The sequence below is a fragment of the Caulifigura coniformis genome, from assembly GCF_007745175.1.
In the GTDB taxonomy this organism is placed as follows: Bacteria; Planctomycetota; Planctomycetia; order Planctomycetales; family Planctomycetaceae; genus Caulifigura; species Caulifigura coniformis.
In genome coordinates, this window is the sequence record NZ_CP036271.1 from 6090744 (window position 1) to 6103100 (window position 12357).

The window sequence follows — 12357 nt, forward strand, 5'->3', positions numbered from 1 at the left end:
TGTCGACTGAGGGCTGCGTGACTCGTCGTGATTCAATGTTCATTGCCGGCCGACCCGCGCTGCGGCTGGCCGTCTTGTTCGTCGTCGGCCTGGTTTCGACTGGAACCCCGCTGCGGGCTCAGGATCGCGACAGGCTGCTGCGGGAGACTGCGGCTGTGCGGGCGATGAGCGAGGCTGAGGTCATTGCGCTCGTTCCGAAGCAATCGGGGCTGCAATACGTCGATTGCCCGAACTGCGAGGCGGGCCGGCAGGAGCGGCAGCTGGTCTGGACGCTGGAGCGGCCGGACGAGGTGTCATGTCAGTTCTGCAAGCATCGGTACCCGAGCGCGAAGTATCCGGACGACAAGTCAGTCGTCGTGAAGACACCGCTGGGGAATGAGGCGCGGTTTGACTACTGGGAGAATGAATCGGGTTACCGCCATTTCTTCAAGGCCCGGCGGGATGACGAAGTGCGGCGGTACCTGGCGTCGCAGGCGAGGGCGCTGGCGAATCTGTACAGCGTGACCAAGGACCGCGCTCATGCGCGACGGGCGGCGGTGATCCTGGACCGGTTTGCGCAGGTGTTTCCTGACTGGTGCTACCACTTTGACTACCCGTTCCAGCAGAAGCAGATCTACGACGGCGACGTCTCGCCGGCGGAGTATCGATTGGGGTTTCGCACCGCGCGGTGGAACTGGTGGGCCTATGGCGACATTCCGACGGAACTGCTTCGGGCGTACGAGTTGATCCGTGAAAGCGGGGTGCTGGCGGAACTGTCGAAAGAGCAGGGGGTCGACGTCGTCGCGCGGATCGAGAATGACCTGCTGCGCAACGCGAGTGAGCAGGTCGTCAACAACCGGGATGAACTCAGCAACATGAGCCCGGGGATGTGGAGCGACCTGGTTCGAGTCGGACAGACGCTGAAGGAGCCTCGCTACGTTCACGAAGTGGTTCGCCGGTACCGGCATCTCATTGCGACGAAGTTTTTCTACGACGGGACCTGGTACGAAGGGGCCCCGAGCTACGGGCAGCAGACGGTGAACGCGCTGCAGGGATTCGCGCGGACGGTGCGAGGCTACAGCGATCCACCGGGATTCGTGGATGCGGTCGATCAAACCCGATTCGATAATCTGAATCTGGAAGACGAGACGCCACAGCTTGCCCGGGCGCGCTACCTGCTCAACCGCCTGAAGTTTCCGAACGGGCGTGCGGTTCCGGTGCACGATACGTGGGCGAACGACCGGAGCCGACAGGGATTGATGCCGCCGGCGTCGTACGTGTTGCCGGCTCTCGGGCATGCGTGCCTCACGAGTGGACCGGCCGAGACTCCGACGGAGTGGCATCTGACGTGGTCGGGCGGCTATGGGCATTCCCATGCGGATGTACTGGGGCTGCTGCTGTTCTCCGGCAACCGGGAAACGCTGTCTGACCTTGGCTACACGCATACGGCGTATCGCGCCTGGACGATTGCGTCGGCGGCTCACAATCTCGTCGTCATTGACGGCAAGAGCCAGGCATCAGGTTCGCAGCGGTCGCCGACGGACGGTTCGCTGCTGACGCTGGATACGCGGCATCCGCAGGTGCAGGTGGTCCGTGTGGATGGAGGGCGGGGCTATCCGAAGGTTGGCGGGAAGTACGAACGGACACTTGTTTCGGTTGATGCCGGCGCGGGCGTGCGCTATGCCGTGGATGTGTTCGATGTCGCGGGGGGCAACGTTCACGACTACTTCCTGCATGGCGACGCCGACTCGGCGGGGTCGATTCGTATATCCGGCGTCGACCTGAAGGAGCGAGGTTCGTTGTTGCCCGAAGGGCAGAAATGGAAAGCCCCGACCAACGAGGGGCAGTCGGGGCGTGCGTATGAGCCGTATGACGCTTACGGGTTTCTTCAGAAGCTGCAGTCGGGCCTCGTCGATCCGGGCCGGCCGCCGGTTGTCGAGTTCAGAGTGGGTGATCAACCGACCGTTCGCGTCACTTTGCTGGCCGAACCGGGTTCTGAGCTGGTGGTCGGCGAGAATCCGGCAATTCGCGGGGCGGACGAGGATGATGCGCAGCTCGGCAAATTCTCTCGGCCATTCATGATGCTGCGTCATGGAGCGATGGGCGGAGCGAGTCGGTTTGTGGCCGTGCTGGAGCCGACGGCGGGCCCGGGGATGATCAAGTCGGTCAGGCGGTTCGAGCCCCGGCCGGGCGTCCTTGTGCTGGACGTTGAGGCGGGCTCTACGCGGCAGGTGATCGTGATCGGGGCGCCTGTGGAGACGGAGATTATGACAGGGGCGATTCCAGCCGGGCGTGTCACCTTCCGCGGGGACGTGGGCGTGCTGACAGCGGACGAGAAGGGAATGGCGTTCGCGTATTCGCTGGGCGAGGGGGGATGGAACATCGAGAACCGGCGGATCGAATCGCCTGCTCCGGAGAAGGGGCTCCTGGTGCGGATCGAGGACGATGCGATCGTGGTGAATGGAGTCGCGACGGCGCCGCTTCCCAATGATGTGATCCGCCTGGTGACGGAAGATGGCTGGGTCTATCCGTTCACGGTCGTGTCGACGGAACCAGCCGGCGACTCGCTGCGAATTCGAGTGCTGGAGACGACAGCGATGGAACTGGACACCGCCAAGAAGACATTTGAGCTGAAGTGCTTCCCAGGGCGGATGCATCAGGGGGCGGTTTCGGTGGAATGGCTGGCGAGCCAGCTTGATGATCTGAGCGAGACGAAGAAGGAGCCCAACTGATGCCCGTGGTTTCGCGACGAAGGTTTCTTTCGACAACGGCGGGGCTGGGGGCCGGACTGGGGGCGGTGGCAGCGGCCGGTGGTGGTGCATTGGCCGCGCAGGTCGAGAAGTCGGCGAAGGAATCGTCGTCGGACCTGCGTGGTCTGCCGGCCGGCTGGCGGACGATGAAGAAGCTGGATGCTCACAACCATGTGATGCAGGGCGTTCACAAACCGGGGGCCGACTGGTCTGCGGTGGAACGGACCGTTGAGGCCGCGAAGATCCTGGGGATCGACACGCTGTACTGCTCGCGGCCGCTGACGGGCGGTGTGATGGCGTCGATCGAGGCGGTCCGCGATGCGAACGATTCGGTTCTGGCGGCGATGAAACGGTATCCGGACGTGATCGCGGGATACTGCTTTGTTCAACCGGGGAACGGAAAGGATGCGCTGGAGGAAATCGACCGCTGCATCGATGCGGGGATGATCGGCATCAAACTGTACAACCAGTTCAAGTACTCGGATCCGGCAGTCTTCCCGGTCGCAGAGAAGTGCATCGAGCTGAAGATTCCGTTCCTGGGACATTCCGCGTACCTGACCGACCCGAAGACAAAGGAGGCCCAGCCGCGGACTTCGAACGCGCGGGATTTCGGAGAACTGGCGACGCGTTATCCGGAACTCCTCCTGATCCTGGGGCACATCAACGGCGGTGGCGACTGGGAATGGGCCATCCGGACACTGCGGGATTTCCCGACGGTGTATCTCGACACGAGCGGCAGCGTGCTGGAAGACGACACCATCGACCTGTGCGTTCGGGAACTGGGGCATCGCCGGCTGCTGTTCGCGACGGACCTGACCATGGAAGGGGGCGTCGGAAAGATTCTGGGGGCGAAACTGACGCCCGAGCAGCGCGAAGACATCTTCTGGCGAAACTTCCAGGGCATCCTCGACCGGCGGCCGAAATGATTGTTGATCTGAACACGTTCCTTGGGCATTACCCGTTCCGCCGGCTCCGGTTCACCACCGCGGGCGACATGGTGGCCCATCTGGATGCGCATGGCATTGAGGCGGCCCTGGTCTCGCCGACTCATGCGTTTTTCTACCGTGACGCGCATCGCGGGAACGAAGAACTGCTCGAAGCGGTGGGCCCGTTTCCGGGGCGGCTGTTTGCCGTCGGGATGGTCAACCCGGCCTATGCAGGCTGGGAGCGGGATCTGCGGTGGCTGGCCGAGCAGGGCCGCGTGAAGGCCATCGCACTGGCGCCCGAGCATCATGCCTATCGCCTTGCGGACGACCGCGGGCAGGCGGCGTTGCAACAGATCGCCGAGCTGAAACTTCCGGTCGTCCTGACGCAGCGTCTTGAGGATCGCCGGCAGCGTCATCATTGGGACATTGCTGACGACCTGAAGGTCGACGATGTGGTGACGGCCGCGAACGTCCCGACGCTGCGGCTGGTTCTCCTGAACTGGTTGGGCCTGCCGGCGGACAAGCTGCTTGCGGCCGGTCTCCGCGGCCGCTGCCTGATCGATTTCGCGCGGATGAGCGTGGTGATGAGCAAGGATGTCCCAAAGCTCATCGAGGCCCTGGGGCCGGAATCGATCGGATTCGGAAGCCACATGCCGTTCGACTACACGGCCGCCGCGCTGGTGAAGCAGTCGAACGTTCTGGAGGTGCTGCCGGACGTCGCCGAACAGATCGCGTGGAAGAACGCGGATCGATTCCTGGGGCTGGGACTGTCCGACGGGGGACGATGAGCGGGCGGTGAGGGATGCCCTTGAACGGTGTGAGAGGCCCCGCAAGGTGATTGACGACTTTTCGCCGTCGGGCCTATAGTTGCCGGTCTTGAGTGAACGAATGCGGCAGCGGCGCCATGACTCAGCGGACCAGAAAACGAATCTCCGAACGAAGGGCCTTGCGGTCCTCGATCGGTCGTTTGTTCGTCCTGGCCCTGTTGTGGCAGGGACCGGTGCCGGTCTTTCATTCGCACGCGGCCTTCAGCGATCCGCACAAGCTGGCTGATCATCTTTGTCGCTGCCATTGCGGGGACGCTCGGACGCTTTCGGAGATCGCGCAGCTTCCGGCGCATGTCCATTTCCTGCCCCGACAGGGAACGGGCGACGAGATTCCGAGTGACCCGGCTGGATCGTCGGCCGCGGGGGGCGCGTGTTTCCTCGCCGTGGGCGGACAGACGGCCCTGGATGGGGCGCTCGACTGGCATCTCCGCGGAGAGGCTTCCGGTGGGGATATTGTTTCTGAGCCGGCCGTTGCGTCCGCGGTCTGTCCTGTGATCTTCGATCATGGCGGCGCGTTCCTGACGGACTACGCCACGCACCTGGCACTTCCGGTGCGCCTGGGCGTTCTTCGCTGCTAGGTGTCGAGGGGGCGAACTCCGGTTCGCTGCTCCACCGCGTCTGCCCTGGTCCGCTCCGTCGTTGTTTTTAGACGGCAGCCTTCTTTCACACGACATCTCTCCGTGGGAGCCGCCATGCCGGTTTCACCTGCCCCGTCACGCTCAGTTCCTGTTTCACGAGTCCGCAGCTTTCTGGTGGGAAGCCTGTTTGTCGCAGCCGTTCTTGCGGTGATGACTGTGATCGGCCTCAAGAGCGATTCGACGAATCGTCTGGCGGCCGGAAGCAGTGCCGCGCCGAAAGCGGAAGAGCCGCGAACGGCGCCCGTCCGGCCGGAGCAGGACCGTGAGGGGGTGCTCCGTTTTCCGGAGGAGGGCTGGACGGGGGCGGGGATCGAACTGGGCGAAGTCGTCCAGGAGCCGCTCCGGGACGTCGCACGGGTGACGGGCAAGGTCACCCTGAACGAAGACCGCGTGGCCCACATTTCGCCGCTTGTCGCCGGCCGAGTCGAGAAAGTTCACGTTCCGCTGGGGCAGCATGTCCGGGCGGGCGATGTACTCGTCACGGTGGAGAGCCCGGAGATCGGCAATGCCAAGCTGGGTCTGTATCGGAACCGGCTGCTCAACCAGTTTGCGCGTGTGAAGGATGAGTGGACGCAGGACGTTTCGCGGAACACTCATGAGCTCGTGGAGTCGCTCCGCGGGAATCCGAGCATGGACGACCTGTCGTCGGGATTCCGGGAGAAGAAGCTCGGAAAGAATCGTGAACAGTTGATCGCGGCGTACACCAACCTGAGGAAGGCCCGTGTCGACCGGGACCGACTGGAGACCCTGTCACAGCAAGGGATCACTCCCGGCAAGGAACTGATCGCGGCGAAGGCCGTCCACGATGCCGAGCTGGCGAGCTTCCAGGCGATACTGGAAACCATCGACCAGGAAGAACACTACAACGCACTGCTGTCGACGCATGCCCGGCAGGAAGCGGAAACTCGCGTGGCCGTCGATGAGGCGTCGCTCAAGCTCCTCGGATTTCAGCAGTCGGACCTCGATTCGGTCGATCCGGTGAAGGAAGGCAAGGACCTGTCGCGTTATCAGATCGTGGCGCCGTTCGATGGGACGATCATCGCCAAGGACGTGGCGCTCCTGGAACGGGTCACGCCGGAACATGAAGTGATGACTGTCGCGGACCTGTCGACGGTGTGGATCAAAGTCGACGTGTTCGAGCAGCACCTGGCGCTTCTTTCCGCGCTGGAGGGAGGGGCGATCGAGATCACTGCGGCCGCGTGGCCCGGGGAGACGTTCCAGGCACGCGTGTTCCACACCGGGGAGATCGTGGATGAGGCATCCCGGACGATTGGAATGCGGGCGATGGCCGACAATCGGGACGGCCGCCTGAAGCCGGGCATGTTTGTCGAAGTGGCCCTTCCGGGGACGTCGAACATGGCGTCGGCAGTCGTGCCGGCCTCGGCGCTCCTGGAACACCAGGGGAAGTCGCTCGTGTTCGTCCACCTGGGCGGTGATCGCTTTGACGTGCGCGAAGTCCGTCTCGGGCGGGGGCAGGGGGACCGTCGCGAGGTGGTGGCGGGCCTGAAGGAGGGAGACAAGGTCGTGGTCAAAGGAGGCTTCGCGCTGAAGTCGCGCATGCTGGCCGATCTCCTGAGCGGCGATTGATCGCTTCGGGCGATACGGCTTTCTTTCTCTTCCTCAAGACGGATTCTGCGACGTGGTTCAGCGCATCATTGACTGGTCTCTCGACAACCGCTTCATCGTCATGCTGCTATCGCTCGTGCTGCTGGGTGTGGGGGCCTACTCCGTCACTCAGCTGCCGCTCGATGCGGTTCCGGACCTGACCAACGTCCAGGTGCAGGTTCTGACGACCTCTCCGGCGCTCGGTCCGGTCGAGATTGAACAGTTCATCACGTTTCCAGTCGAGATGGCGATGAGCGGGTTGCCGCGCGTGACGGAGATTCGATCGATCAGCCGGTTTGGCCTGTCGGCCGTCACGGTGATCTTCGAGGACGGCACGGACATCTACTGGGCGAGGAACCTGATCAACGAGCGGCTGCAGCAGGCCCGGGAGAACATTCCCGACGGGATGGGCGATCCGCAGATGGGCCCGATCGCGACGGGGATGAGTGAGATCTACCAGTTCGAAGTGCGGGCCGAGCCAGGACACAACTATTCACAGATGGACCTCCGGACGATTCTCGACTGGCAGATTGCCTTCCAGCTGCGCGGCGTTCCGGGCGTGACGGAGGTCAACACGTTCGGCGGCGAACTCAAGACGTACGAAATCCAGGTCGATCCGGTGAAGCTGCGCCGGTACGACATTCCGCTGTCGCGGGTGTTTCGATCCCTGGAGGAGAACAACGCGAACTCGGGAGGGGGCTATCTCGTCCATGGCGCGGAGCAGCGCCTGGTCCGCGGCGAAGGTCTGATCACGTCTCTCTCCGACGTGCGGGAAATTGTCCTTGAGTCGCGCGAAGGGACGCCGATCAAGATTGCCGACATCGGCGACGTGCGATTCGCGCCGATGCTCCGGCAGGGGGCGGTGACACGTGACGGCGATCGTGAGGCGGTCACGGGAATGGTGATGATGTTGATGGGCGCCAACTCGCGGCAGGTGGTCGCGGACGTCAAAACGAAGATCCACCAGATCCAGGAGACGCTGCCCGCGGGAGTCGTCGTCGACGCGTTCTATGACCGGACGGAACTGGTCAACAAAACGATCCATACGATCGCCGAGAACATCGGCAGCGGAGTGGGGCTCGTGATCGTGATGCTGTTCCTTCTACTGGGCGATTTCCGGGCCGGGTTGATCGTTGCGGCGGCGATTCCGCTGTCGGCGATGTCGGCGCTGATCGCGATGAACCTGGCCGGCGTGTCGGCGAACCTGATGAGCCTGGGGGCGGTCGATTTCGGCGTGATCGTCGACGGAGCGGTGGTGATGGTCGAGAACGCGGTCCGCCGTGCGAGCCAGTACCAGAAGCGGACAGGGCAGCGGGTTCCGCTGTCGGTGTTCCGCGAGTCGTCGTACGAAGTCGGCAAGCCGATCCTGTTTGCCGGCCTCATCGTGATCATCGTGTTCCTCCCGATTTTCAGTCTGGAAGGGGTGGAAGGGAAGATGTTCCGGCCGATGGCCTTCACGTTCATGTCCGCGCTGTCGGCCGCGCTCGTGCTGGCGGTGACGGTGACGCCGGTGATGGCGTCGCTGTTTCTGGCGCGGAAGATCCAGGAACGCGAGACGTGGATCATCCGAGGCTGCAAGCGTCTCTATTCCCCTCTGCTGACCAGAATGATGCGCTGGCCGGTCGTCGTACTGGCGGGTTCGGTCGTTCTGTTTGTCGCGAGCGTGATGCTCGCCTCGCGGTTCGGCGTCGAGTTCGTGCCGAAGCTGGACGAAGGGGACCTGGCGATCCAGGCGGTGCGGCTGCCGAGTGTGTCGCTCGAAACATCTCTGGAAATGACGGCCGCGATGGAGCGGACGCTGAAGAAGTTTCCGGAAGTGAAGACGGTCGTTTCGAAGACGGGGCGGCCGGAGATCGCGAACGACCCGATGGGTGTCCATCAGACCGACATTTTTGTCGGCCTGAAGCCTCCTTCGGAATGGCCCACACCGCGAACGAAGGAGTCACTGGTCACCGAGATGCAGGGGGCGCTGGAGCGGGAAGTGCCCAGCAACTCATTCAGCTTCACACAGCCGATCGAACTGCGCGTGCAGGAACTGGTGGCCGGCGTGCGGTCGGACGTCGGCATTAACCTGTACGGGGACGACCTTGCGGAACTCGCCAGGATCGGCGACGAGATCGCGGCCGTTCTGGGACAGGTGCCGGGGGCTGCGGACGTGCAGTCGCAGCAGATCGGGGGGCTGCCGTACCTGCGCATCCAGGTGAAGCGAGACGAGATCGCGCGGTACGGGATCAACGTCCGAGAGGTACTCGACGCGGTGACTTCGATCGGCGGCATGCCGGCGGGCCAGGTGTTCGAAGGGCAGCGCCGATTCCCGATGCAGGTGCGGCTGTCTCCCAGTTGGCGCGAAGACGCGGAGAAGCTGAAACAGCTGGCGGTCGTTGATCCTCAGGGACGTGCGATACCGATCTCGCAACTGGCGGAGATCCGCGTCGAAGAGGGGCCTTCCGAAATCGGACGGGAAGCGCTCCGACGCCGTCTGCAGGTGCAGTGCAACGTGCGGGGCCGGGATCTGGCGGGCTTTGTGAGCGCAGCCCAGGAGGCGGTCCACCAGAAGGTTCGTCTTCCGGACGGGTACTCGATCACCTGGGGAGGGCAGTTTGAAAACCTGCAGCGCGCAACGCAGCGGCTGATGATCGCGGTCCCGGTGGCGCTGTTTCTGATCTTTGCCCTGCTGTACCTGACATTCGGGTCTGTGAAGCTGGCGCTGTTGATCTATCTCAACGTGCCGATTGCGGCGACCGGGGGGATCCTGTCGCTGTGGCTGCGCGACATGCCGTTCTCGATCTCGGCCGGCGTGGGATTCATCGCGCTGTTCGGGATCGCGGTGATGAACGGCGTGGTGCTGATCGAACATGTGCGGCATCTGCGCCTGACGGGGCGGGGACAGTATGAAGCGGTGGTCGAGGGGGCGATGGACCGGCTGCGTCCGGTGCTCATGACGGCGACCTGCGGGGCTCTCGGATTCATCCCGATGGCGATTTCGGCGAGTGCCGGGGCCGAGGTTCAGCGTCCGCTGGCGACGGTTGTGATCGGCGGGCTGGTGACGTCGACTTTGCTGACGCTGCTGGTTCTTCCGGCGATCTACCGGTGGTTCGAGCCGGCCGCGAGGGATGAGGAGGAGGCCCTTGCTGTCCATTGAAATCCGCGTCATGTGAAGGCTTCGCGGTTGTGTCGGCAAAGTGCCGTCACGGCGGGCAGATCCCCAGTGAACGGGGTTGTTGATTCCCGGAGATGCAGCCGTGTGCCGTTCGGCGACGACATTCACAGGGAGTGCATTCCCGTCATGGATGACGCGAGACGGCAGCAGGACGCATTTCCGCCCCGACTTCGTGGCGGATCTGTCGCAGCGGTTTTCATCCAGGCGGGGGCCCAGCCCGGATGAATGACCAATGCCATACCGCTTCCGCAAAGCCGTTTTTCTCGCCGGACTGAGTCTGTCCGCGGGATGCGCGACCGGTCGCCCGCTGAATGGCTGGGTTTTCTTCCGCGATTCCCAACCTGTTGCGGAAGCGCCGGCGGCCGTCGTCCAGTCCGGGAAAACGCCAGACGAAGCTCCCGAGACGCCGGAAGTGTCGCTCACCTCGCTGACACTGACGGCTCCCGACGTTCCGGCAGACGCTGCAGTGACGTCCGAGGCGGGGGCTGAAAACCTGCAGGGTTCGCTGTCGCTCGCGACGCTCGAGTCGTGGGCGCTGACCCGCAATCCGGCCATCCGCCAGGCCTCGGCTTCGGCGTACAAGGCGATGGGTTTTCGCGATCAGGTGGGACTGGCGCCGAACCCCACGATCGGGTTCTTCGGTGAACAGATTGGCGATGACGGCACGGACCAGTATGGCGCGTTCGTGGCGCAGGACTTCATCCTCGGAGACAAGCTGCGTCTCAATCAGACCGTGCTTTCGCACAGCGTGCAGGCGCAGTTGTGGGAAGTGGAGAGCCAGCGACGCCGGGTGATCACCGACGTGCGGCTACGGTTCTACGAGGCGCTGGCGGCGCAGCAGCGGCTCGACGCGGCGACGAGTTTTGAGAAGGTGCTTGCAGAAGGGGTGCGTGTCGCCGAAGTGCGGAAGGACGTTGCGGAGGGAACACAGTCGGAGATCCTGCTGGCGAAGATCCAGCGAAGTGAACTCCAGATCCTTCGCCAGAAGGCGGGGATCGCTTTCGATGCCGCCTGGAAGGAACTGGCCGCAATCGTCGGCGTGCGCACGCTGGAACCGGTGTCGCTGGAAGCTCCGGCGGCCGTTCTCCCGGAAACGAAGCAATGGGAGGTGGTGTACCAGGATATCGTGGCCCGGAGTCCCGAACTGAAGGCCGCTCATGCACGTCTGTGCCGGGCCGCCTCGAACGTGGAGCGTCAGCAGGTCCAGCCGATTCCGAACCTGGAACTGACGGCGGGGATGGGGCATGACCTGGCGACGGACCAGCAGTTCGGGCGCGTGCAGGCGGGGCTGCCGGTGCCGCTGTACAACAAGAACCAGGGAAACATTGCGGCCGCGGACGCGGAATACTGCCGGGCGCAGCAGGACTACCGACGGGTACAGTTGTCGCTGAGCGCGCGGCTGGCGCGCACGGCGCAGGAATATGACGCCGCGCGGATCGCGCTGGAAAAGTATGAGCAGGAGATCGTTCCGCAGGCGGCGGAAAGCCTGAGCCTGACCGAGCAGGGGTATGCGGCAGGGGAGTTTGGATTCCTGCAGGCGTTGACGGCACGGCGGGTGTTCTTCGAGGCGTCGCTGGAACTGATCAATGCACGGCGGGACCTGGCGCAATCGGCGGCGACGATCGATGGCCTGCTGCTCAGCGGCGGGCTGGATTCGACGGTGGATACGGCTGAGGACGACGGTCTGAGAGGGCAGGCGCTGAGCCCGCAGTAATGCGTTGTTGTTAGCAACAGGCCGAGGATGGAGGAGAGAGCCGCATGTTCTTCTTCTCAATCGGCCGGAAGATTGAACGCGGGATCCAGGAGCTTGCGGACGACTTTGGCCTGAGAGGCGTTGTCCGGGAACTTTTCGTCGAGTGCAGAGAGGAAGAGTCCGAGGTGGGCGGGGAGGTGTCTCCAGAGGCCGAGGGTGCGAGTGAGTGTGTGGACGGAGTAGCTTCCGCGGCGGGCATATTCGCGCTCGGTCGGAATGCGGCTGAGGCCGGCTGCGACTCGGGCGAGATCAGCGAGGAGCCGGGTGGAATCGATTCGGGCTTTTCCACTGCGTGAGGGAGGCAGGCTGACCTCGCGTTTGAGGGCGGACCAGGAGCCGAAGCAGCGGACGATCGTCCGTTCGGAATAGCCGGTGGCGCGAGTGAACGCAGCGAGGGTGAGCCGGGGCGACTTCGCGGAGAGTGTGCGAAGCCGGGCGAGGACCTCTTCGGGCTGATGCGTTGGTCGATCGGGCCTGGCGGGGGCGGGATCGAGGCCGAGGGTTTTCTTGAAAGCGAGCCAGGGGCCGAGTCGGAGCTGGATGATTCCGACGGACAGGCCGGAGAGGCGGGCGAACTGGTGAAGGGAGAGGTTGGGGCCGTGCTTGTGGAAGGCGGCTTTGGCTTTCCGGGCGATGAGGCGGGCGGTGAGTCGTCGTTTTGCGGGCATGTGCTTTCAGTGTCCTTCCACTGATCGCGAGGGGTTGCGCGCGGGGCTGCT

8 protein-coding genes are annotated in these 12357 nt (G+C 63.9%); 7 read left to right on the forward strand and 1 reads right to left on the reverse strand.

All coding sequences use genetic code 11. The features are described 5' to 3' along the window. Positions 1-17 precede the first annotated feature (17 nt). The 7 genes from Pan44_RS24535 (at position 18) to Pan44_RS24565 (ending at position 11599) form a co-directional block, all read left to right on the forward strand. Complete coding sequence (locus Pan44_RS24535; RefSeq protein WP_145034381.1) at positions 18-2711, forward strand: heparinase II/III domain-containing protein; 2694 nt, start codon at positions 18-20, stop codon at positions 2709-2711. Next, positions 2711-3655 (forward strand): amidohydrolase family protein, encoded by a 945-nt coding sequence (locus Pan44_RS24540; RefSeq protein WP_145034382.1) that lies wholly within the window; start codon positions 2711-2713, stop codon positions 3653-3655. The genes Pan44_RS24535 and Pan44_RS24540 overlap by 1 nt, the downstream gene beginning before the upstream one ends. After that, on the forward strand, positions 3652-4443 hold the full coding sequence (locus Pan44_RS24545) for an amidohydrolase family protein (protein ID WP_145034383.1): 792 nt from the start codon (positions 3652-3654) through the stop codon (positions 4441-4443). Before Pan44_RS24540 ends, Pan44_RS24545 begins: the two co-directional genes overlap by 4 nt. A 158-nt stretch (positions 4444-4601) precedes the next feature. Beyond that, positions 4602-5060: a hypothetical protein gene (locus tag Pan44_RS24550; RefSeq protein WP_145034384.1), complete on the forward strand. Its 459-nt coding sequence runs from the start codon at positions 4602-4604 to the stop codon at positions 5058-5060. 114 nt (positions 5061-5174) lie between these two features. Next, complete coding sequence (locus Pan44_RS24555) at positions 5175-6707, forward strand: efflux RND transporter periplasmic adaptor subunit (protein ID WP_145034385.1); 1533 nt, start codon at positions 5175-5177, stop codon at positions 6705-6707. Between the two features lie 52 nt (positions 6708-6759). Next, on the forward strand, positions 6760-9867 hold the full coding sequence (locus Pan44_RS24560) for an efflux RND transporter permease subunit (RefSeq protein ID WP_145034386.1): 3108 nt from the start codon (positions 6760-6762) through the stop codon (positions 9865-9867). Positions 9868-10117: 250 nt separating this feature from the next. After that, on the forward strand, positions 10118-11599 hold the full coding sequence (locus Pan44_RS24565) for a TolC family protein (protein WP_145034387.1): 1482 nt from the start codon (positions 10118-10120) through the stop codon (positions 11597-11599). A gap of 56 nt (positions 11600-11655) precedes the next feature. Here Pan44_RS24565 and Pan44_RS24570 read toward each other — a convergent pair whose 3' ends face one another. Further along, on the reverse strand, positions 11656-12306 hold the full coding sequence (locus tag Pan44_RS24570) for a homing endonuclease associated repeat-containing protein (RefSeq protein ID WP_145034388.1): 651 nt from the start codon (positions 12304-12306) through the stop codon (positions 11656-11658). Between the last annotated feature and the right edge of the window lie 51 nt (positions 12307-12357).

Excerpts from the sequence above, each read along its gene's own strand:
- Pan44_RS24565 (WP_145034387.1), top strand. The coding sequence starts at position 10,118 with ATGCCATACCGCTTCCGCAAAGCCGTTTTTCTCGCCGGACTGAGTCTG.
- Pan44_RS24570 (WP_145034388.1), bottom strand. The coding sequence starts at position 12,306 with ATGCCCGCAAAACGACGACTCACCGCCCGCCTCATCGCCCGGAAAGCC.
- Pan44_RS24555 (WP_145034385.1), top strand. The coding sequence starts at position 5,175 with ATGCCGGTTTCACCTGCCCCGTCACGCTCAGTTCCTGTTTCACGAGTC.
- Pan44_RS24545 (WP_145034383.1), top strand. The coding sequence starts at position 3,652 with ATGATTGTTGATCTGAACACGTTCCTTGGGCATTACCCGTTCCGCCGG.
- Pan44_RS24540 (WP_145034382.1), top strand. The coding sequence starts at position 2,711 with ATGCCCGTGGTTTCGCGACGAAGGTTTCTTTCGACAACGGCGGGGCTG.